The organism is Actinoplanes flavus (assembly GCF_017592555.1).
Taxonomy (GTDB): domain Bacteria; phylum Actinomycetota; class Actinomycetes; order Mycobacteriales; family Micromonosporaceae; genus Actinoplanes; species Actinoplanes flavus.
Genome location: NZ_JAGFNS010000008.1, coordinates 76,076 through 95,817, shown reverse-complemented (window position 1 = coordinate 95,817; position 19,742 = coordinate 76,076). Strand labels below are relative to the sequence as shown.

The window sequence follows — 19,742 nt, the reverse complement described above, 5'->3', positions numbered from 1 at the left end:
CAAGCGGCCACGCGTTACGCCCTGATCGCGCCGGCCGCCCGGACGGCGGCTTCGCGGTCCGGGCGGCCTACCGCCACGTCGTGACGGCTATGTCAGTGAGCGGAATTCGCCGCCGGTGATGCCGTCGAGGAAGGCGTTCCACTCGTCGCGCGAGTACATCTGAACGGGACCCTGCGGATCTTTCGAGTCCCGGATCGCGATCGAGTCGCCGATCCTCGCCACCTCGATGCACGTGTTGCTGCCGCAGAATGTCGAGGTGCGCCAGTCCACATCGACTGATTGCACGTGCTGCATTTCGCTTCTCCCATGGGAATGCCGGATCGGGCCTCAGAGACCTGCGGCCGCGGTCCGGAGTAGTTCGATGGATTCTTCGGTGGTGAGCGCCTGCCGTCGTACCCGCTCGAAACGGGCCAGATGGTAGGCGACGTCGTCGGCCGAATCGAGGTATCGGTCTCCGTCACTCAGTTCGAGGAAGACGATGCCCGGGATGGGCGTCTCATCGGGGAGGGAAGTGAGATTCCCGAATTCGAGAATCGTGAAGCCGTTCGTGAGACCCGAGTGCGCACCCGCACTGAACGGGATGATCCGCACGTCACACTTCCCGCCCGAGGCCACCTCGCTGAGGTGGTGCAGTTGCTCGCGCATGACTTCCCGTCCGCCGACTGCCCGTCGCACGGCGGCCTCGTCGAGAACCACCCTGACGTCGGGTGGCTCATGCGCTCGAAGGATCTCCTGCCGTCTCATCCGGATGGTGACGAGTTCCGCGCGTTTCGCCGGTTCCGGCGCCCAGAGGCGCATGATCCCGTCAGCGTAGTCCGGTGTCTGCAGGAGGCCGGGGATTCCGGCGCCTTCATATTGACTGATCGACTGGGCTGATCCCTCCATTCCGATCAGGGTCTGCAGGGCGGGGCTGAGGCCCGTCACCTGCCACCACTGTCGTTCCCGGCTGCCACGGGCGAGATCCATCAACTGGTCCCGGACCGTGTCCGGCAGACGGTAGATCCTGGACAGGTCCGCGATGTCGCGGACACTCGCCAGGCGTTGGCCCTTCTCGATGCGAGTGATCTTCGAGGGCGCCTCGAACATCTGCTCGGCGACGTCCTTCGCGGACAGGCCCGACTTGACCCGGTAGTGGTGCAGAAGCGCGCTGAGTTGCCGTCGGCGGACCATGGGCCCGGGATCGCCGGCCATAGTTCACCTCCGTGCGGCGGCACTGCGGCGGCCGGCCGGTCGTTTCAGATGGCAGGAACCGCGGCAACGCCAAATTGGCACCAGCTGGTTGGCAATTGCCAACCTACACCGCACCATCGAGTTATCGGGGCTTTTCCGATCGTTCCCAAGGGTGAGGTCGTCACTCGCCTCGACAAGCGGGCGTTCGCCGCCCGGGAAACATTGCGCTGGGCCGATGCCGTCACATCGGCCCAGCCGAGACACCTTCGGCTCCTCGGCCTGGAAAGGCGTCACTATGCAGCAGATTATGAGCCGTCACGACCGTCTCCCGCGACCCGTGGCGGGTGCCAGATGAAGGTCTGGACCGACCTTTCCACACTGGCCAGGATGGCCGTGCTCTGTCTGGTGATCGGCTTCGTCCTCGGCGTGTTCGTCGCCTGCTCCGCCATGCCGGAGAGCGCGGCACCGGACGACCCCGGCCCGGCCACGCTCCGGCTGCGACCTCGACCGGCCCTTGCACGGGATCGGCGTACCCCCCGAGGTGATGGTGCGGCGTCGCGGTCCGCATGCTGAGCTCGTTGCGGAAATCGTCGCTGTTGAAGGGGTCGGCCATGAACTCCCGATCCGCATCGGACAGGTCCGCAACGGCCTGCGCCAACGCCGGATGCGCCCAGTCCGGCCCCGCCGCGATCACCTCGACGGCGAGCGGCACGGCCGGGGCGCGCCGGAGGTCGCCGGTCAGCCGATGATGGTGACGGACAGGGCCGTCATCTCGGCGGCGAGGCCGGCGGGCAACCGGATCACGATGTCGCCGCCGTCCATCCGTACGCCGTGACCGGTCACCGCGGCGCCCGTCGCCTCGTTCCAGACCGTGACGCTCGGGCGTCCACCCAGGGTCACCGGGTTCTTGAAGCGGAACTCGACGGAAGGCTGATCGCCGTCGGTCACGCGCAGGCCGTGGCTGAACGGGATCAGCGCCGAGAACCTCTGTACCGGCGCGGGCCCGATGATCTCGAATTCCTGGGACATGGCCCGAGTGTGCCCGCCCTCACCGTGCCGCGTGAAGAGAACCACCGGCTTTCGGCACCGGTTGAACCGACCTCTGCTGCACCAGCCGGGCGGAAGGTCACCGGCTGTCGTCCGGGTGGCGGTCGAGGATGATGTCGCCGGCCCGCCGCAGCACCTGCGAGCGGGTGTGGTCGCCGTGGTCGGCGGCCAGGAAGTGTTCGCCGATGAGCAGGCAGAACGCCAGGACGCTGCGGGCCTCGACCTCCTCCGGATCGTCGCAGAACGTGCCGATCAACTGCCGCAGCAGGTCCATCCGCTGGCCGTCGACCCGGCGCAGCCGGCCGGCGACCTCCGGATCCCGGCGGGCCCAGTCGCGGATCGCCAGGTCGATCGGCAGCAGCCGGTGGCTGGAGAAGGTCATCACGCCGGCCCGGGTAATCCGGGTCTTCGGGTCGCCGCCCTTGCGTTCGATGCGTTCGAGGACCTCGTCGGTGCTCTCCCGTTCCCAGGTGTCCAGCATGGCCGTGAGCAGGGCGTTCCGGTCGGCGAAGAAGCCGTAGAAGCCGCCCTTCGTGACGCCGAGCCGTTTGGCCAGCGCCTCGACGCGAACGGCGTCCGGGCCGCCGGCCGCGAGGGCCTCCAGTCCCGCTTCGATCCACCGGTCTCGTGGCGTCCGCGTCTCGAACCTGATGTGACCCACCCCACTTTCTCGTATACGCAGCCGTATATGAGGCGCTACCTTCGCCATATACGGCAGCGTATACGAGGGATCGAGTCAACAGGAGGCCGTCGTGGAAGTCCTCGGTTCGGTGAAGCGACCCGGCTACCCGGCCGAGGTGACCGCGTGAACCCCGTCCGGTTCCCCGTCGTCGCAGCCCAGGGCCTGTGGCTGCGCTCCACGCTCGGGCTCGCCTCGGCGCCGGGCGGCGGCGTCAGCGGCACCGCACCGGGGTCGGCGGGCACACCCCTGCGCCTGGCGGTACTCGGCGACTCCACTGCCGTGGGCTGCGGTGTCACCGGCGACGACGAGGCGTTCGCGGCCGCGTTCGCGCGGGAGATCGCCGCCCGCACCGGACAGCCGGTCGACTGGCAGGTGGTCGGCCAGTTCGGCGCCACGTCCCGGCGCATCCGCTACCGGCTCGTCCCGCGCCTCGGCGACGAGCTCGACGTGGTCGTGCTGCTCGCCGGCACCAACGACGTGATGGCCCGGCGCGGGCCGGCCCTGTGGCGCGAGGACCTGAGCGGCATCCTCACCGACCTCGCCGACCGCGCCGGCCGGGTGGCGGTCGCCGGGATCCCGCCGTTCGCCCGGTTCCCCGCCATCCCGGCCACGCTCGCCCGCTACCTGGGCGAACGCGCCGACGCTCTGAACGCGGTCTCCCAGCAGGTGTGCGAACGCGATCCGGAGCGAACCACCTACCTCGCTCCGCCGGACGGGACGCCGCCGCCGGAGTTCTTCGGCGCCGACCGCTTCCACCCGTCCGCCCTCGGATACCGGCTCTGGGCCCAGGACCTCGCCGCCCGCTTCGTCCCGGCCCCACGGCTGTCCGACTGACCGGCCGGCGCCTCCAGGGCCGGGGCCCGGGTCAGGTGCCGTTGGCGCAGGTGGAACCGTTGAGCGCGTACCCGGTCGGTGCTCCGCTGTCGCCGGTGTGCGTGGCCTGGAACCCGAAGCTGACGGAGGCGCCGGGCGCCAGGACCGCGTTGTAGCCGACGTTGCCCGCGGTCACCCGCCCGGACGTGGGCGCGTAGGTGGCGTTCCAGCCGCCGGTGATGGTCTGACCCGAGGGCAGGCTGAAGGTGACGGTCCAGCCGTTGATGCTGGAAGAGCCGGTGTTGGTGACGGTGAGGTTCGCGGTCAGCCCGTTGTTCCAGGCGTTGACGGTGGCCGTGGCCCGGCACGCCATGCCGCCCGGCGAGGACGGGGAGGACGGGGAGGGGCCCGGCGGTGAGCTCGACGGCGTGGTCGTGCCGCCGAACTGGCTGAAGAACTGCCACACCTCGCCGGACACCCAGGAGGTCGCGGCGTTGCGGTCGACCGGAAGGGGCACATGGTCGCCGTCGAACGCGGCCCACTGGACCGGATATCCGGGCCGGCATCCCGCGTACGCGGTGGTGATGTGTGTTCCGCTGCCCTGCGCCGGCTCCGGCGGGTTCTGCGCCGTGCAGCCGTTCGCGCGGACGAAGGAGTCCCGCAGGCTGCGGCCGTTCGAGATGTTCAGGACGCTGTCCCGGATGCCGTGGATGCCGAAGTAGGCGACCGGCTGGGAGGTCGAGGAGCATCCGCTGAGGTTGGCGCCGGCGATCGGCGCGACCGCCCGGAACACGGCCGGCCGGGCGCAGGCGAGGGCGTAGCTCATCGCGCCGCCATAGCTGAATCCCAGCGCGAACCGCTGCGACGTGTCGACACACAGGTCGTTCTCGACCACCCGCAGGATGTCGTCGACCAGCGTCACGTCACGGCCGCCGGTGTTGGCCCAGCCGGCGTCCAGGCCCTGAGGCGCCACGAAGATCGCGCTGTTGCCGGACCGTTGCTGCAGGCCGTAGAACCCGTTGGCGACCACGTCGCCGGCGCTGCCGTTGAGCCAGTGCAGCCCGACGACGAGGCGGTAGGACTGGCTACTGGTGTAGTTGCCCGGCAGTCGCAGGATGTACGTCCGGGCCTGGCCGCCGCTCTGGATCGTGTAGGTGCCGTCCCGTAGCGTCGGCGCCTTTCCGCATCCCGCCGTGGCGGCGCCGGCCGAGGGTGTCGCGCCGGCGAGGACTGCCGTCCCCGCGGCGATCAACAATGTCGCGGCGGCGACGGCGGTGCCGAGCACGCCGCGGTTCCTTGCTCTTCCCGGTGCCATGGAAGCCTCCGAAGGTCGCACCCGAGCATCCACTTGTGTCAATGCCACAGTGTTTCGGATGTTACGGATGACCTTCGAAATTTTCAACGAAGGCGATCCGCGACCATGTCGGGTACGTCGGCATAACAGATTTGCGGATAAAAGTTTGCCTGGCTCGTCCTGCTCTGAGAAGAGAGAGCGTCGGTGAGCGCGAGGCTTCGCCGATACTTTTGAAAGTTCGCCGAGAGTTGTTGTTTCAGGATCGTTACCGTGCCAGCATGGGCTCGCATTCAAGTCCGTCGCTTCGAGCGCGGCTCGTGCACTCACCGAAATCCTCGACCCGCATGCCGTCGCCCGCCGGGTGCGTGATGCCCGGCGGCCCGAGAAGGGAAGCTCCCGTGGAAATACGATCCCGATCGCTGTGGCTTCGAACGCTGATCGCCGGCACCGTCGCCGCCGTCGGAGCGTTCGGCGCCCTGACGGTGATGCCCGACGCCAACGCCGCGGCCAGCACCCTCGGCGCCGCGGCCGCGCAGTCCGGCCGCTATTTCGGCACCGCGATCGCCGCCGGCCGGCTGAGCAACTCCACCTACACCACGATCGCCGCCCGCGAGTTCAACATGGTGACCGCCGAGAACGAGATGAAGCCGGACGCCACGCAACCCAACCGGGGGCAGTTCAATTTCAGCGCCGGCGACCAGATCTACAACTGGGCGACCCAGCGCGGCATGAGAGTCCGCGGCCACACCCTCGCCTGGCACGCACAACAGCCAGGCTGGATGCAGAGCCTCAGCGGCAGCAGCCTGCGCCAGGCCATGATCGACCACATCAACGGCGTGATGGCCCACTACCGCGGCAAGCTGCACTCCTGGGACGTCGTCAACGAAGCCTTCAACGAGGACGGCAGCCGCCGCCAGTCGAACCTGCAGGGCACCGGCAACGACTGGATCGAGGTCGCGTTCCGTACCGCGCGCGCCGCCGACTCCTCGACCAAGCTCTGCTACAACGACTACAACATCGAGAACTGGACGTACGGCAAGACGCAGGGCGTCTACAACATGATCCGTGACTTCAAGTCCCGTGGGGTGCCGATCGACTGCGTGGGCCTGCAGACCCACTTCACCGGCGGCAGCTCGCTGCCCGGCAACTTCCAGACCACCCTGTCGAGCTTCGCGGCCCTGGGCGTCGACGTGGTCCTCACCGAGGTCGACGTCACCAACGCCTCGACCACCCAGTACGCCGGGCTGACCCAGGCCTGCCTCAACGTGCCCCGCTGCATCGGCATCACGGTGTGGGGCGTGCGCGACAGCGACTCCTGGCGTGCCAGCGAGAACCCGCTGCTGTTCGACGGCAACGGCAACAAGAAGTCCGCATACACCTCGGTGCTCAACGCCCTCAACGGCGCCGGCCCGACGCCGTCCTCGCCCGGCCCGTCGTCCTCGGCCACTCCGGGCACCGGCACGCGGATCGTCGGCGCCCAGTCCGGCCGGTGCGTCGACGTGCCGGGCGCGTCACAGACCAACGGCACCCGGGTGCAGCTCTACGACTGCAACGGCCAGGCCAACCAGACCTGGACCCTCACGTCGAGCAGGCAACTGACCGTGTACGGCACCAGGTGCCTGGACGCCGCCGGTTCCGGCAACGGCGCGGCCGTGCAGATCTACGCCTGCAACGGGCAGGCCAACCAGCAGTGGAACGTCAACACCAACGGCACCATCACCGGCGTGCAGTCCGGGCGCTGCCTGGACGTGTGGGGCACCGGCAACGGCCAGCAGGTCCAGCTCTACGACTGCAACGGCCAGGCCAACCAGCGATTCAGCCTGAGCTGAGCGGCCGGTGACGGTCCGGGCCGGGGGAGCCCCGGCCCGGACCGTCGACCGGTCAGTGGCGGCGACCGAACTCCTTGGCGAGGACCTCGCGCGTGACCTTCTCACCGAGACGGTCACCGTGCACGGTCGCGCCGCGGTAATGCACACCGGCCCAGATCCGGGCCTCGATCAGTTCGGCCCGGGCCGAGGAGAGGCTGCCGAAATGCCGGGTGGTGCCGGATTCGGCGCTGTAGGCGCTGAACGACAGATCGTCGCGGCCGAAGTACTTCCGCAGGGCGGTCATGATCGATGAGGTGTAGCAGGCGTGCCCGGACGGCCACTCCGGCGACGGCGCGGTGACCCGCAACGGCGTCCAGGCCGGGTCGGCGACGGTGGCCGGGTTGCCGTCGATGTCCGCCAGCGGGATCGCGGTCACCGGCCGCCAGAGGCTCCAGTGCCGCTTCTGCTGGTAGCAGGAGATCAGCGCGTCGGCGGTGGAGACGTCGACCATCGCCAGCATGCGCGCCGTCTCCAGCTGGCTCAGCCCGTGGTCGGTGGCGAGGTCGCGCTTGATGTACCACTCCACCTGCCGGAGGTCGTCCCACCACTTCGCCGCTTCGGTCTGGTCCGTCGTGCGGGTGGTGCTGGTGGCCGAGCCCAGCGCTTGGACCTCGTTCAGCTGGCGTGCGTAGTCCGCGCCGGCCAGCGGTGGCGGTCCGGGCACCCGGTAGACGGCCGGGTTCTCGACGGCGAACGGCTTGAGGAAGGCGTACCAGGCGCCGGCCTGGACGAATCCGGGCGGAGTCAGCCGGTACGCGCCGGGGGCGGTGCCGACCGGCCAGGTGACGTCGGAGAACGCGCCGTCGTCGCGACGGGCCGCGATCATGGCCGCGGCCGCCGCCTCGCCGACCCTGATCCCGCCGCGTTCGGCGCGGCCATCGGGGATCGCGGCGAGCGCCTCGTCGTACCGTGCGCGCAGCGCGTCGGCCTGGGCCGGGAAGAGGGAGAGGAGTACGCGGTGGGCCGCGGCGGCCACGGCGGCGGGAACCGAGTCGCGGCGGTGGGCGGGCGGAGCGACCAGATACGGCTCGTACGGCGTCCCGGCTATCGCGTTGACCGCGTCGTAGACGGCGCCCTGCACCATGGCGAAGCTGCGGGCCCCCGCGGTGGGTGACTGCCGGGCCACCTCGAAGATGGCGGTCTGGGCGTGGATGTTCCAGGTGAGGACGGCGTTCGGTGGGGCGGCCGGCCGTGCCGACGCCGCGGTCGGCGTCAGCGTGGTCAGGCCGAGCGCCGCCACCACCGCCGCGCCGAGAAGTCTGCCGAAACGAACACGATGTGCCATGGGATCCCCCGTCGGCTGAATCGGATGTCGGTCCACGACACCACGAAAATCGAAGCTTGCCGATGCAAAAGCAGCCTTCGGACAGAAATACCCCCACCGCGCAGAAGAGATCCCCTACGCCGGTTGGACCGCGCTGTTTGTGGGCACCGAGACACGTCGTGGAGAGCGGTGTGGTGATCGACGGGCGGTATCGGCTTCGTGAGCGACTGGGTCATGGCGGCATGTCCGTGGTGTGGCGCGCCGACGACGACCTGCTGGGCCGCGAGGTCGCCGTCAAGGTGCTGTCCGCGCGGCTGGCCGCCGACCCGGACGTGACGCACCGGATCCTCGCCGAGGCCCGGGCCGCGGCGGGCCTGCGGCATGCCACGGTCGTCGAGGTGTACGACTACGGCGAGGCGACGTACCGCGACACGGTCCTGCCCTATGTGGTGATGGAACTCGTCGAGGGCCGCACGATGGCCGACCTGCTCAGCGGCAATCGCATCCCGTGGCGGCTGGCCGTCCTGATCTGCGCCCAGGTCGCGGCCGCCCTGACCGCGGCACACGCGCGAGGCATCGTGCACCGCGACGTCAAACCGGGCAACGTGATGGTGAGCTCGTCGGGGGTGAAGCTGGTCGACTTCGGGATCTCGGCCGCGATCGGCGAGACGGACGGAGCAGACGGCCAACTGCTGGGAACCCCGGCCTACCTGGCGCCGGAACGTATCGACGGTGGCCCGGTGCGCCCGGCGGCCGACGTGTACGCCCTCGGCCTGCTGCTCTACCTCAGCCTGGCCGGGCGGATGCCGTGGGAGGCCGCCACCACCACCCAGATGCTCAAGGCCCACTACTACGCCGAGCCGGCCCCGCTGCCCCCGGTGCCCGGACTGCCGGCCGAGGTGTCCCGCCTGGTCCGGCGCTGCCTCGTGAAGGAACCGGGTGAACGTCCCAGCTCCGCCGAGGCGGCCGAGATCCTGGGCCGGGTCGCGGGGCTCCCACCGGCCCCTCCCGTCTTCGCCGTTGCCGCGGCGGGTACGGCCACCGTCCCCGGGAGACGCCGGATCCTCGTCGCGGCCGGCGCCGCCGCCGTCCTGGCCACCGGCGGTCTGGTGGCCTGGACAGCCGACTTCGATCACCCTCCGGCGCCGGCCGCCGCCGGGCGCCAGGTGAACGCCTGCCCCGCCGAGACACCGCACCGGGACGCCACCGCGGCGCCTGCCTCCTCCACGGTCGGCGGAACCGGCTGCCGGGCGACGCCGTCGACATCCCCGGAGGCGTCCACGCCATCGCAGCCGACCCCGCCGGCCGTCCGGCAGATCCGGGACGCCGGGCCACCGGTGAAGGCCGCGCCCGTACCGAAGGCCGGTGGACCGGGGGAGAAGGCCGAGGACAAACCCAAGAAGAAGGCCAAACCCAAGGCCAAGGTCAAGAACAAGACGTGAGAGCCGGCTTGACCTGGAGCGCGCTCCAGGTGGCACGGTCATCGACATGATCGAAGCGACGCAGTCCCCGCTCGTGCTCGGGGCGATGATGTTCGGAACCACCATCGATGAGCAGATGTCCTTCGCGCTGCTGGACCGGTTCGTCGAGCGTGGTGGAGTCTGGATCGACACCGCCGACTGCTACGCGTTCTGGGCCGCCGGCACCGGGCGCGGAGGCGACAGCGAGCGGGTCCTCGGCCGCTGGCTCGCCGCCCGCCCCGGGGTCCGCGACCGGGTTCGGATCGCCACCAAACTGGGCGCCGAGCCGCTGGACCCGGGCTCCTGGCCGCAAGGCCGTGCGGGACTCTCGCCGGCCGCGGTGCGGCAGGCGTTCGCCGGCAGCCTCGACCGGCTCGGCATCGACCGGGTCGACCTGTTGTGGCTGCACCAGGAGGACCGGTCGGTGCCCATCGAGGACACCGTCGACGCGCTCGCCGGCCTGGCCGCCGACCGGTTCGGCTTCTCCAACCACCCCACCTGGCGGGTCGAACGCGGCCGCGCACACGCCCGTACGATCGGATCGCGGCCCTTCGACGCCCTGCAACTCAACGCCACCTACCTGCGCCCGCGCCCCGGCACGCTGCCACCCGGTGTGGTGCACCGCTTCGGAGTGCTCAGTGACGAGCAGGCCGACTACGCCGCCGAGCACGACCTCGACCTGTGGGCGTACACCCCGCTGCTGACCGGCGCCTACGACAACCCGGCCAAGCCCATCCCCGAGGTGTACGACCACCCGGGCAACACCGCCCGCCTCAAGGTCCTCGACGAGGTGGCCACCGAGTCCGGCGCGACCCGCGGCCAGGTGGTCCTGGCCTGGCTGCTGAGCCGCGGCATCCGCCCCATGCTGGGCGGGAGCAAGATTCACCAGCTGGACAGCGCCTTCGACGGGGTGGCCCGGAAGCTGGACGCCGACCAGGTGCGCCGGCTCGACGAGGCGGACCACTCGGCCTGGGCCGACCCGTACGCACGGCGCTGACGGTCCCACCGGTTCGCGGCCGCGCGGTGGGCCGACGGTTACGGCAGCGGGAAGTGGGCGGCCGGTCCCCGGGGGTGCAGCGCGAGCTTGCCGACGGTGGCACGCCCTTCCAGCTCAGCGAGAACCTTCGGCCCGTCGGCCAGGTCATGACCGGTGGGCCGGCCGGGTTCGAGGACCCCGGCCGCGATGAGTGTGAACATCTCGCTCATGACCTCGCCGAAGACGTGCGGCGCGGCCTGGATGAGGACGCCGATGTTGAGGCCGATGACGTGGACCTGGTGCCGGTAGATCAGATCCCGGTTGCTGATCGACGCCTCGCCGCCGGCCAGGCCGAGGACGACGACCCGCCCGGTCACCCGCTTGGCGGCGGCGAGACTGGCGTGCAGCGTGTCGCCGCCGACGGACTCCAGGACCAGGTCGGCGCCGGTGCCGTCGGTCAACCGCAGGACCTCGGCGGCGAGGCCGGGGCTGCGGGAGTCGACGATGTGGTCGGCGCCGATCGTCCGTACGATCTCGTGTTTGCCGGGCGAAGCCGCGGCGATGACGGTGGCGCCGTAGTGTCTGGCCATCCTCACCGCGGCCTGACCCGTCGCGCCCGCGGCGGCGTGGATGAGCACGGTCTGGCCCGCGGTGATGCCGCCCAGTGGCTTGAGGGCGGCAAGGGCGGTCGGCCAGTTGACCATCATGCCCAGCGCCTGTTCGCCGGTCCAGCCATCCGGTACGGGGACCGCCGCGGCAGCCGGCAGCACCATGTACGCGGCGAAGGCGCCGCCGGTGACGTTCACGCCGACGACCGGTGTGCCGGGCGGCGGGGCGGTCACACCCGGGCCGAGGGCGGTCACTTCACCGGCGGCCTCGATACCGGCCACATACGGCGGTCGCGGTCCACCGGGGAACGTGCCGTGGGCCTGGAAGACGTCGGCGAAGTTGACGCCGGCGGCGGTGACACGAATGCTCTGGGACCGCGGCTACGAGGGGACCTCGCTCAGCGACCTCGCCCAGGCCATGGGCATCGCCTCGGCGAGCATCTACGCCTGCTTCGGCAGCAAGGAGAACCTGTTCCGGCAGGTCATGGCGCTCTACGGAACGACCTCGGGCGAGCCGCCGCGGCGAGCGCTGCGTGAGCAGCCGACCGCACGTGCGGCGATCCACGCCATGCTGCGGGCCACCGCCGACGAGATCACCCGTCCGGACGCCCCGCACTACTGCATGCTCGTCCTGGCCGCACCCACCGGCGCCGTGGAGAACCAGCCGGTCCGCGAGTTCCTGGCCGAACTCCGGCGCGACCAGCACGCTGCCATCAGGGGCCGGCTGACCCGCGGTGTCACCGACGGCGACCTCACCGAGCCGGCCGTCGGCCTCGACGCCGTCGCCCGCTACTACACGACCGTGGTGCAGGGACTGTCCGTCCAGGCCCGTGACGGGGCGACCCGCGCCGACCTGGAAACGGTGATCGACTGCTCGATGGCCGCCTGGGACACGCTCACCCGGTCATGACGGGGCCGTCGCGCTCCGCGGGCTCGCAGATGGTCGGCTCGAGATGGTCCCCTCAGGCCGCGCGCACGCCTGAACCCGGTGAACAGCGCCTGTGCCTTTCCGCGGCAGAGGTGCTCACCTGCTGACCCGAGTCGCGTGCAGTGACGCCAACAGCCGCAGCCGGTCCGCGTCGGCGCTGCCCGGCTCGGCGGTGAAGACCAGCATGACCGGGCCGGGGCTGCCGGGAAGTGGGTAGGTGTCCCAGTCCAGGACGATGTCGCCCACCTGGGGGACACGGAAGGTCTTGCGGCCGCTGACCGACTCGCGGACGTCGTGGCGTGCCCACAGCCGCCGGAACTCGGCGCTGCGGATGCTCAGCTCGCCGATGATCGCGGTGGCCCGGGGGTGGGTGGGATCGGTGGCCACGGCGGCGCGCATCATGCCGATGTAGTCCAGGGCCTGTCGCTCCCAGTCCGCGCACGTGCGCTCGCCGGTCAGCGTGTCGTCGAACATCAGCAGCAGCATGTTGAGCCGGGCGGGCGGGTAGCGGTCCGGGTCGCCGAGCAGTGCCTCGGCCATCGGATTCCCGTCGAGCAGATCCAGATGCCGGCCCAGGACGACCGCCGGGGTGTCCATCACCCGCAGCAGCCGCCGGGTGCTGTCGGGCACCCGCTCCGGCTCGTGCTCCTCCCGGGTGGGCACCGGCCGGCGGGCGGCGCGGGCCAGCGCGAACAGGTGCCGGCGCTCCTCGGCGTCCAGGCCGAGCGCGGCGGCGAGCGCGTCCAGGACATCGTCGGACGGGCGCACCTCCCGGCCCTGTTCCATCCGCTGGTAGTAGTCGGTGCTCAGCCCGGCCAGCAGGGACAATTCCTCGCGCCGCAGCCCGCTGACCTTGCGCCGGCCACCCGGCTCCAGGCCGACGTCGTGGGGGCGCAGCTGACCGCGCCGGGCGCGCAGGAAGTCGCCGAGCTCACGAGCGTACGGATGGTGGCTGCCCATGACCGCAAGTCTGCCCCGCTCCACGGCGCCGAAGGTAGGTCCGGCAGACCTAGGCAAACGGGAACGACCGTGCCGGCCCGGATCGCTCCTAGCGTCATCGGTCTACCGCACCGACTCCGAGGAGCAGCAGATGACAGGGTGGACCGCCGACCACATCCCCGACCAGCGCGGCCGGGTCGCCGTCGTGACCGGCGCGAATTCGGGTCTCGGCCTGGTCACCGCGACCGAGCTGGCCCGCCGTGGAGCCCGCGTCGTGCTGGCCGTCCGTGACACCGCCGCCGGCGAGCAGGCCGCCCGCGGGATCGCCGGTGACGTCGAGGTCCGCGAGTTGGACCTCGCCGACCTCGCCGCCGTGCGGGCCTTCGCGGCGAAGCTGTCCGCCGACCACCCGGCGATCGACCTGCTGGTCAACAATGCCGGTGTGGTGCTGCTCGGCCCGCGCCGCGTCTCCGCCGACGGCTTCGAGCTGCACCTGGCCACCAACATGCTGGGCCACTTCGCGCTGACCGGCCTGCTGCTCGACGCCCTGACCGCGGCGGGCCCGGCCCGGGTGGTCAGTCTCAGCTCGATCACCCACAAGACCGCGCGCCTGGACTTCGGTGACCTGATGGGCGAGCGCGGCTACCGGGCCACTGCCGCGTACGGCCGGTCCAAGCTGGCCACCACCATCTTCGGCATCGAACTCGACCGGCGGCTGCGCGCTGCCGGATCATCGGTCGTCAGCGTGCTCGCCCATCCCGGCCTGACCCGCACCAACCTCACTCCCCGTGCCTGGGAGCACCGTGGCCGGTTCGGCCGGCTGATCGCGAGGCTCGGCCTGCTGGCGACCCAGCCGGTGGAGCGGGGCGCGCTGCCGCAGCTGCGGGCGGCGACCGAGCCCGGCGTGCCGGGCGGCCGGTTCTTCGGCCCGGCCCGGCTCGGGGAGACGCGGGGCCGGGTCACCGAGGCCCGGCTCAGCCGGCGGGCCGCCGACCCGGCCGCCGGCAAGCGGCTCTGGGCCGCGGCCGAGGACCTGACCGGCGTGCGCTACCTCTGATCCGGCCACCGACCCGGAAGTCCCGGTCCCGGCGATGCGCCAAGATCAACCCCTCTCCGGCCGGGTCGTCGCCGGGCCGTAAGGTGTCACCTCGCGATGTAGGTCGAGGTGAGAGCAGGACATGGCCCGGAGTGGATCGGCAGTGCTCGCGGCCTTGGCCGTGGTCTCACTCTCCGCGTGCGGCAGCGGCGCGGACGAGCCGGTGGCCGCGTCGACGGTGATCTCGCCGTCCGTGCCGGTGCCCGTCGCGTCGGCGACGTCGGGGATCCGTGCCCGTCTCGTCGACCGCACCGGTCGATGGCAGGCGACCGTCGGCGAGCAGACCGATCAGGGCGACCTCACGATCCACTACCGGTGCGCCGGCGGTGGGACCATCACCGTCGGCACCTCGCTCGGGGCCCGTGCCGAGAGCCCCTGCGACGGTGTCACCCGGCTCTCCGCCGCATCGTCCGGAGTGCCGGCGGGGACGGTGGCCGTCACGGTGGAGCCCGACGGCGTCCAGCGGTGGTCGCTGCTGGTCGTCCGAGGTCCCGCGACGCAGGGTGACCACTGGCCGGCGGGCGCCTCGGAGATCGAACCCGGGCGGATCCGCACGGACGGCGGATAGCCGGTTCAGCGGTGCCGCTGTGCCTGACCACCGTGGGACGGTCACGTGGTGAGAGGGTCCCATCCCGTGCTCACGGCCGTGTAGGCGCGGTCGGCGGCTGCCTCCAGCGCCGCGCGTACGATCTCGGGGTCTTCGCCCAGTGTGATGCGGCGCCGGATCTCCGCGTGCAGCGCCCGGTCGACGCCGGAGATCACCGCCGCGAGGATGCGTGGGGTCGCCGGATCCGTGTCCGGCGGGCTCTGGTCGGCGAGTTCGCCGGCCAGGGCGGCCTCGGTCAGTTCGCTGAGCAGCCGCGCCCGTGCTTGTAGTGCCGGGCTGTCGTCGACGGCGCGCCAGAACGCGATCATGCCGGTGCTCATCCCCAGGGTGGGCTCGTCGCGGTGGATCGCGTCGAGGAAGGCCCGCCGGACCGCGGCGACGGCGGATTCGCCGGGGGAGCGGTCGGCGGCCGCGCGGGCGAGCCGCCGCACCACCTCGGTCTGCCGGTCGAAGAACAGGTCCTCCTTGGTGGGGAAGTAGTTGAACACCGTGTTCACCGACACGCGTGCCGCTTTCGCCACCTCGGCCACCGTGACCCGGTCGAACCCGTTCGCCAGGAACAGCGCCAGGGCCGCGTCCGCGATCGCGGTCCGTGTCGCCTGCTTCTTCTCGTCCCGTAACCCCACGCCACGATCATAGCGTCACCCCAAAATTGGTGTGACACCAAGTTTCGCGTACGGTGTCGGCATGGCACTCCTCTTCGGTATCTACCCCGGCGGCCTCAGTGGCGCCCCGGACGGATCGGTCACCGCCGGCCCCGCCGAACGACCCGATCGCATCACCGCCGCGCTCGACACCCTGCACGGCGACCACCCGTTCCTGGTCCGCGGCTACCTGCACTACAGCGACGCCGCCCCCGGCGTGGTGCAGGCCCCACCGGACCCCGCCCGGTACGCGACCGGCCGCCGGCGCCTGGACCTGGTGCTGTGCTTCCGGGAACCCGGAAGCGACCTCAGCGGCTGGCTCGACTTCGTCCGCGCCCAGGTCCGCCGGCACGCCGGGCGCCTCGCCACCCTCCAGATCACCGAGGAGGCCAACCACGCCGGCCCGGGCGGCGACGGCGGCTTCCCGGCCGTGCGCCGTGCGCTCGTCGAGGGCGTCATCGCCGCGAAACGCGAGGTCACCCGGCTCGGGCTGGACATCCGCGTCGGCTGCAACTCCACCGCGATCTTCGACCCGGCCCAGGAGTTCTGGACCGACCTCGGGCGGCGCGGCGGCGACGAGTTCCGCGCCGCCCTCGACTACGCCGGCCTCGACTTCTTCCCCGACGTGTTCCAGCCGATCCCCGCCGACCGCCTCGCCGAGACGGTCGGCGGTGTGCTCCGGCTCTTCCGCGACCAGAGCCTCGCCGCCGCCGGGATCGACCGCACGGTGCCGATCCACATCACCGAACACGGCTGGGGCACCGGAGCCGCGCGGCCGTACTCCCGGCAGGCCGAGGTGCTCGAGACCGTCGTGCGCGCCGTCGACGACCTGAGCGAAGAGCTCACCATCACCGCGTACGAGCACTTCGCGCTGCGCGACGCCGACAGCGACCACGACCACCCGCTGTTTCAGCTCGGCATCCTGGACTCCCACTACCGGCCCAAACCGGCCGCCGGCATCTACCGCAAGCTGATCGCCGAACTCAGCGTGCGGGCGACCGGCTGAACAGGATCACCTCACCACCTGATCGGCAGGCTCCGCAGGTGGGCGGTGAGCGCGCCGGCCAGCTGGCGATGGTCGTGGGCGGACGGATGCCAGTCGCAGCCGAGCAGGTCGAGCCCGAGCGCGTCGTTGTCGTAGTGCAGCGCGCTGATCCGGCGGTCGCCACCGGCCGTCCGCTGGGCGACGATCGTCTCGACCGAGATGGCCAGGGCGGTGGTGTTCCACATCGACGGGTAGGTCAGCACGAGCTGGGTGTGCGGACCGTACCGGTCCCGGAGCTCGTCGAGGAAGCCGTGGTAGGCGGCCTGGTAGCCGGCGGCCAGGGCGGCCTCGTCGGCCCAGCGCTCGCCCGGGTGCAGGGCGGTGGAGAAGTCGTTGATGCCGAGCCCGATCACCACGACCTGCGGCTTCCAGGTGCGCGGGCGCTGCCACCCGGCGGGGTCGGCGGCCTGGAGGACCCGGTCGTAGTAGGTGCGGTAGTCGACGTCCGGGTTGGAGCCGTCGTAGTTGCGCACCATGCCCATCCCGGACCACGCGTTGAGCTGATAGTCGGCGCGCAGGGTACGGGCGGTCAGCGCCCCGAAGGCCTGGTCGGCGTTGGAGTTGCGGTCGACGCCGCCGGTGGTGGAGCAGTCGCGCCCGGCCGAGGAGTTGCCGTAGCCGGCGGTCCAGGAGTCGCCGATGAACTCGATCTGCCGGTTGCGGGCGGCCGGTTCGCCGAGCAGCGCGCCGCCGGGTCCGGCCACGAAGCCGCCGAACTGTCCGGGCGTCCACGGGCTCTCGGTACGTTTGGCGATCCGTACGGTGTGTGTGCCGCGCGCGAGTCCGCGTACCCAATGGGTCGTTCTTCCCGGAGTGACCAGGGTGACCGGATCCCGGTCGTCGATCCGCAGCTCGTAGTCGTTGACCGTGTCGTCGAGGACGACGCCGACGGCGTCGCCGCGGAATCGTCCCTCGAAGTAGACGCCGGGCCAGGTGTGGCGCACGCCGGCGCCGCGGTCCTCGACGCGGCCGACGGTGTGCACGTGGTGCAGGGCGCGGGTGCCGGGCGCGACGGCGCGGCCGGTGACCGGGGAGATCGTGCCGGAGCAGAGGCCGCGGGCGCGCAGCGAGGCGGCGATGCCGGGGATGGCGGCGACCGTGTTCGGCGGCCAGTCGTGCATCAGGATGACGTCGCCGTCCTGGAGCTTGTCGACGCTGGCGAGGATCTGCTCGACCGAGGCGTTGTCCCAGTCGCGGGAGTCGACGTCGGTGTTGATCTCGGTGAGGCCGAGGCGGCGTTCGACCGCCCGCAGCGCGTCGTCGGTGTCCAGGTAGGGCGGCCGGAACAGGGTGGGCGTCACGCCGGTGACCTTGCGGATCGCGTCCTGGGTGCGGGTGATCTGGGAGACCTGGCCGGCTTCCGGGAGCTGGGTCATGAACGGGTGGTCCCAGCTGTGGTTGGCGAGCCACATGCCGGCGGCGACCTGGGCGCGGGCCAGTTCGGGGTGGGCCTCGACGTTCTGTCCGGTGTTGAACATGGTGGCCCGTAACCCGGCGCGTCGCAGGGCGCCGAGCAGGGCCGCGGTGTTGCCGGGGGTGGGGCCGTCGTCGAAGGTCAGGCCGACGTAGCCGGAGCACTGCGGTGTGGCGACGGCGGCGGGCGCGGGGACGGCTACAGCGGTGGTGAACAGCATGGCGGCGGCGAGTAATCTCATTTCGGGAGCGCTCCCAAATTGGGCACAGAAATCGACTTAGGTCGATGGGAGCTTAGCCTAGTCGCGGATCTGCAAGCCCAGGCTCATCGCGATCACCACCGCCTGGTCCACGGTGATCACCGCGTCACGCAGCTCCAGCGACCGCGGGTCGAACGCGTGCAGGTCCGTCCCGCGCAGGTCGCAGCCGGTGAAGTCGCCGCCACTCAGGGTCGCGGCGGACAGATCCAGCCCGCGCATCGTCCCGTTACGGCAGCGGACCCCGGTCAGATCCGCCTCCCGCATCCGCACGCCGGTGAAGGTGGCGCTGCCCAGATCGGCGCGGGGCAGCGTGACGAACGACCAGTCACCGCCGTCCACCGTGGTCAGATCGAACGAGCAGCCCTCGAAGGAACTGCCCACCGCCTTGCAGTTGGTGAACGTGGCGTCGAAGAAGTTGCAGTTGACGAACCGGCAGTTCAGAAAGGCGACGTCGGTGTGCTGGGAGCAGTTGAACCGGGCGTCGCGGAAGACGCACCCGGAGAACTCGACACCCTCCACGTCGGTCTCGCACAGATCCAGCGCGGAGAACTGGACGCCCTCGTGCCGGCGTTCCTTACCGGCGCCCGCGTCCCAGTCCCGGGTGGTGATCACCTTCACGAGTGCCGCCGCGGCGACCGGGCCAGGTAGGCGTGCGGGTACGGCAGCGGCAGGTCACCGGCCGCGGTGAGCTGATCCAGGTGCTTCTCGTCGAGCTGCCAGCCGACGGCGCCCAGATTGTCGTCGAGCTGGCCGACGTCACGGGCCCCGACGATCGGCGCGGTCACCCCGGGCCGCTGCGACAGCCAGCGCAGCGCCACCTGAGCGGGACTGCGCCCGACCGTCTCGGCCACCGAGATCAGCGTGTCGGTGACCCGCCAGACGCGCTCGTCGACGCTGTCCTCCCAGTTGCCGAGCCACGGCTGCCGGTCACCGTCCCAGCGGGCCCCGGCCGGCGCGGACGTCATGCCGCGCCGGTACTTGCCGGTCAGCCAGCCGCCGCGCATCGGCGACCACGGGATGATCCCGACGCCCTCGTTGCGGCACACCGGCACCAGCTCGGTCTCGATCTCCCGGTCGATCAGGTTGTACAGCGGCTGCGCCGCCACGAACGGCTCCCAGCCGCGGAACCGGGCCACGTCCACCGACTTCTGCAACTGCCACGCCGCATAGTTCGAGACGCCCAGATGCCGGACCTTCCCGGCGCGCACCAGCTGGTCCAGCGTCGACAGGGTCTCCTCGACCGGTGTCGACTCGTCGAAACAGTGCAGCTGGTAGAGGTCGATGTAGTCGGTGCCGAGCCGGCGCAGGCTGTCGTGCACCGCCTTGATCAGATGCTTGCGCCCGGCGCCGTGATCGTTCGCCGCCGGTCCGGTCGCCCAGAACCCCTTGGTGGCCACGACCAGCGACTCCCGGTCCCGTGTCGCCAGCCACCGGCCGATGATCTCCTCGGAGGCGCCGCCGCCGTACACGTCCGCGGTGTCGACGAAGTCGCCGCCCGCCTCGGCGAATCTGTCGAGGATCGCGTGCGAGGTGCTCTCGTCCGCCTCTTTGCCGAAGGTCATCGTCCCCAGGCACAGCTCGCTCACCCGAAGCCCGCTGCCCCCGACATTCCGGTACTCCATCCCCGG

General features: G+C 71.1%; 20 protein-coding genes. 8 read left to right on the top strand and 12 right to left on the bottom strand.

Annotation, left to right across the window (positions count from 1 at the left end; all coding sequences use genetic code 11):
* Nucleotides 1–87 precede the first annotated feature (87 nt).
* The 4 genes from J5X75_RS13975 to J5X75_RS13960 form a co-directional block, all read right to left on the bottom strand.
* Nucleotides 88–285 carry a DUF397 domain-containing protein gene (locus J5X75_RS13975; RefSeq protein WP_307798070.1) on the bottom strand — a complete coding sequence of 66 codons (198 nt, stop codon included), beginning with the start codon at nt 283–285 and terminating at the stop codon, nt 88–90.
* Nucleotides 286–327: 42 nt separating this feature from the next.
* Nucleotides 328–1,191 carry a helix-turn-helix domain-containing protein gene (locus J5X75_RS13970; protein WP_208467792.1) on the bottom strand — a complete coding sequence of 288 codons (864 nt, stop codon included), beginning with the start codon at nt 1,189–1,191 and terminating at the stop codon, nt 328–330.
* A 717-nt stretch (nt 1,192–1,908) separates the two neighbouring features.
* Nucleotides 1,909–2,199, bottom strand: a complete 291-nt coding sequence (locus J5X75_RS13965) for a hypothetical protein (protein ID WP_208467791.1) — start codon at nt 2,197–2,199, stop codon at nt 1,909–1,911.
* A 97-nt stretch (nt 2,200–2,296) separates the two neighbouring features.
* Complete coding sequence (locus J5X75_RS13960) at nt 2,297–2,878, bottom strand: TetR/AcrR family transcriptional regulator (protein ID WP_307798069.1); 582 nt, start codon at nt 2,876–2,878, stop codon at nt 2,297–2,299.
* 144 nt (nt 2,879–3,022) lie between these two features.
* Between J5X75_RS13960 and J5X75_RS13955 the strand changes: the two genes are divergently transcribed.
* Nucleotides 3,023–3,733 carry an SGNH/GDSL hydrolase family protein gene (locus J5X75_RS13955; RefSeq protein WP_208467789.1) on the top strand — a complete coding sequence of 237 codons (711 nt, stop codon included), beginning with the start codon at nt 3,023–3,025 and terminating at the stop codon, nt 3,731–3,733.
* 31 nt (nt 3,734–3,764) lie between these two features.
* Here the strand turns inward: J5X75_RS13955 and J5X75_RS13950 are convergent, their stop codons facing one another.
* Complete coding sequence (locus J5X75_RS13950) at nt 3,765–5,027, bottom strand: CE1 family esterase (protein ID WP_208467788.1); 1,263 nt, start codon at nt 5,025–5,027, stop codon at nt 3,765–3,767.
* A gap of 347 nt (nt 5,028–5,374) precedes the next feature.
* On the opposite strand from J5X75_RS13950, the gene J5X75_RS13945 reads away from it, so the two are divergent.
* On the top strand, nt 5,375–6,835 hold the full coding sequence (locus tag J5X75_RS13945) for an endo-1,4-beta-xylanase (protein ID WP_208468000.1): 1,461 nt from the start codon (nt 5,375–5,377) through the stop codon (nt 6,833–6,835).
* Nucleotides 6,836–6,887: 52 nt separating this feature from the next.
* On the opposite strand, the gene J5X75_RS13940 is transcribed toward J5X75_RS13945, so the two are convergent.
* Nucleotides 6,888–8,159 (bottom strand): vanadium-dependent haloperoxidase, encoded by a 1,272-nt coding sequence (locus J5X75_RS13940; RefSeq protein WP_208467787.1) that lies wholly within the window; start codon nt 8,157–8,159, stop codon nt 6,888–6,890.
* A gap of 158 nt (nt 8,160–8,317) precedes the next feature.
* Between J5X75_RS13940 and J5X75_RS13935 the strand changes: the two genes are divergently transcribed.
* On the top strand, nt 8,318–9,580 hold the full coding sequence (locus tag J5X75_RS13935) for a serine/threonine-protein kinase (protein WP_372450878.1): 1,263 nt from the start codon (nt 8,318–8,320) through the stop codon (nt 9,578–9,580).
* Between the two features lie 46 nt (nt 9,581–9,626).
* The gene (locus J5X75_RS13930; protein ID WP_208467785.1) at nt 9,627–10,595 is read left to right on the top strand and encodes an aldo/keto reductase; all 969 of its coding nucleotides are present in this window, start codon (nt 9,627–9,629) and stop codon (nt 10,593–10,595) included.
* Nucleotides 10,596–10,633: 38 nt separating this feature from the next.
* Here J5X75_RS13930 and J5X75_RS44255 read toward each other — a convergent pair whose 3' ends face one another.
* On the bottom strand, nt 10,634–11,548 hold the full coding sequence (locus tag J5X75_RS44255) for a zinc-binding dehydrogenase (protein WP_208467999.1): 915 nt from the start codon (nt 11,546–11,548) through the stop codon (nt 10,634–10,636).
* Here J5X75_RS44255 and J5X75_RS13920 point away from each other — a divergent pair.
* The gene (locus J5X75_RS13920) at nt 11,547–12,092 is read left to right on the top strand and encodes a TetR/AcrR family transcriptional regulator (protein ID WP_208467784.1); all 546 of its coding nucleotides are present in this window, start codon (nt 11,547–11,549) and stop codon (nt 12,090–12,092) included. The two genes, J5X75_RS44255 and J5X75_RS13920, sit on opposite strands and share 2 nt — an antisense overlap.
* A 114-nt stretch (nt 12,093–12,206) precedes the next feature.
* Here J5X75_RS13920 and J5X75_RS13915 read toward each other — a convergent pair whose 3' ends face one another.
* Complete coding sequence (locus J5X75_RS13915) at nt 12,207–13,070, bottom strand: helix-turn-helix transcriptional regulator (protein ID WP_208467783.1); 864 nt, start codon at nt 13,068–13,070, stop codon at nt 12,207–12,209.
* Between the two features lie 130 nt (nt 13,071–13,200).
* Here J5X75_RS13915 and J5X75_RS13910 point away from each other — a divergent pair, with 130 nt between their 5' ends.
* Both J5X75_RS13910 and J5X75_RS13905 read left to right on the top strand, forming a co-directional pair.
* The gene (locus J5X75_RS13910; protein ID WP_208467782.1) at nt 13,201–14,106 is read left to right on the top strand and encodes an oxidoreductase; all 906 of its coding nucleotides are present in this window, start codon (nt 13,201–13,203) and stop codon (nt 14,104–14,106) included.
* A 142-nt stretch (nt 14,107–14,248) separates the two neighbouring features.
* Nucleotides 14,249–14,713 carry a hypothetical protein gene (locus J5X75_RS13905; protein ID WP_208467781.1) on the top strand — a complete coding sequence of 155 codons (465 nt, stop codon included), beginning with the start codon at nt 14,249–14,251 and terminating at the stop codon, nt 14,711–14,713.
* A gap of 41 nt (nt 14,714–14,754) precedes the next feature.
* On the opposite strand, the gene J5X75_RS13900 is transcribed toward J5X75_RS13905, so the two are convergent.
* Nucleotides 14,755–15,378 (bottom strand): TetR/AcrR family transcriptional regulator, encoded by a 624-nt coding sequence (locus J5X75_RS13900; protein ID WP_208467780.1) that lies wholly within the window; start codon nt 15,376–15,378, stop codon nt 14,755–14,757.
* Between the two features lie 61 nt (nt 15,379–15,439).
* Between J5X75_RS13900 and J5X75_RS13895 the strand changes: the two genes are divergently transcribed.
* Nucleotides 15,440–16,402 (top strand): hypothetical protein, encoded by a 963-nt coding sequence (locus J5X75_RS13895; RefSeq protein ID WP_208467779.1) that lies wholly within the window; start codon nt 15,440–15,442, stop codon nt 16,400–16,402.
* A gap of 11 nt (nt 16,403–16,413) precedes the next feature.
* Here J5X75_RS13895 and J5X75_RS13890 read toward each other — a convergent pair whose 3' ends face one another.
* From J5X75_RS13890 to J5X75_RS13880, 3 genes are read right to left on the bottom strand one after another with little or no spacing between them, the layout of a single operon-like run.
* Nucleotides 16,414–18,096, bottom strand: a complete 1,683-nt coding sequence (locus J5X75_RS13890; protein ID WP_208467778.1) for a polysaccharide deacetylase family protein — start codon at nt 18,094–18,096, stop codon at nt 16,414–16,416.
* 57 nt (nt 18,097–18,153) lie between these two features.
* Nucleotides 18,154–18,726, bottom strand: coding sequence for a pentapeptide repeat-containing protein (locus tag J5X75_RS13885; protein ID WP_307798067.1), 573 nt, complete (start codon nt 18,724–18,726; stop codon nt 18,154–18,156).
* A 2-nt stretch (nt 18,727–18,728) separates the two neighbouring features.
* A complete protein-coding gene (locus tag J5X75_RS13880; protein ID WP_208467776.1) occupies nt 18,729–19,736 on the bottom strand; it encodes an aldo/keto reductase in 1,008 nt (335 codons plus the stop codon).
* Nucleotides 19,737–19,742 lie beyond the last annotated feature (6 nt).

Coding starts and splice junctions, on each gene's coding strand:
- J5X75_RS13970 (WP_208467792.1), bottom strand. CDS start 1,191: ATGGCCGGCGATCCCGGGCCCATGGTCCGCCGACGGCAACTCAGCGCG.
- J5X75_RS13965 (WP_208467791.1), bottom strand. CDS start 2,199: ATGTCCCAGGAATTCGAGATCATCGGGCCCGCGCCGGTACAGAGGTTC.
- J5X75_RS13950 (WP_208467788.1), bottom strand. CDS start 5,027: ATGGCACCGGGAAGAGCAAGGAACCGCGGCGTGCTCGGCACCGCCGTC.
- J5X75_RS13945 (WP_208468000.1), top strand. CDS start 5,375: ATGCCCGGCGGCCCGAGAAGGGAAGCTCCCGTGGAAATACGATCCCGA.
- J5X75_RS13940 (WP_208467787.1), bottom strand. CDS start 8,159: ATGGCACATCGTGTTCGTTTCGGCAGACTTCTCGGCGCGGCGGTGGTG.
- J5X75_RS13930 (WP_208467785.1), top strand. CDS start 9,627: ATGATCGAAGCGACGCAGTCCCCGCTCGTGCTCGGGGCGATGATGTTC.
- J5X75_RS13920 (WP_208467784.1), top strand. CDS start 11,547: ATGCTCTGGGACCGCGGCTACGAGGGGACCTCGCTCAGCGACCTCGCC.
- J5X75_RS13915 (WP_208467783.1), bottom strand. CDS start 13,070: ATGGGCAGCCACCATCCGTACGCTCGTGAGCTCGGCGACTTCCTGCGC.
- J5X75_RS13910 (WP_208467782.1), top strand. CDS start 13,201: ATGACAGGGTGGACCGCCGACCACATCCCCGACCAGCGCGGCCGGGTC.
- J5X75_RS13895 (WP_208467779.1), top strand. CDS start 15,440: ATGGCACTCCTCTTCGGTATCTACCCCGGCGGCCTCAGTGGCGCCCCG.
- J5X75_RS13890 (WP_208467778.1), bottom strand. CDS start 18,096: ATGAGATTACTCGCCGCCGCCATGCTGTTCACCACCGCTGTAGCCGTC.
- J5X75_RS13880 (WP_208467776.1), bottom strand. CDS start 19,736: ATGGAGTACCGGAATGTCGGGGGCAGCGGGCTTCGGGTGAGCGAGCTG.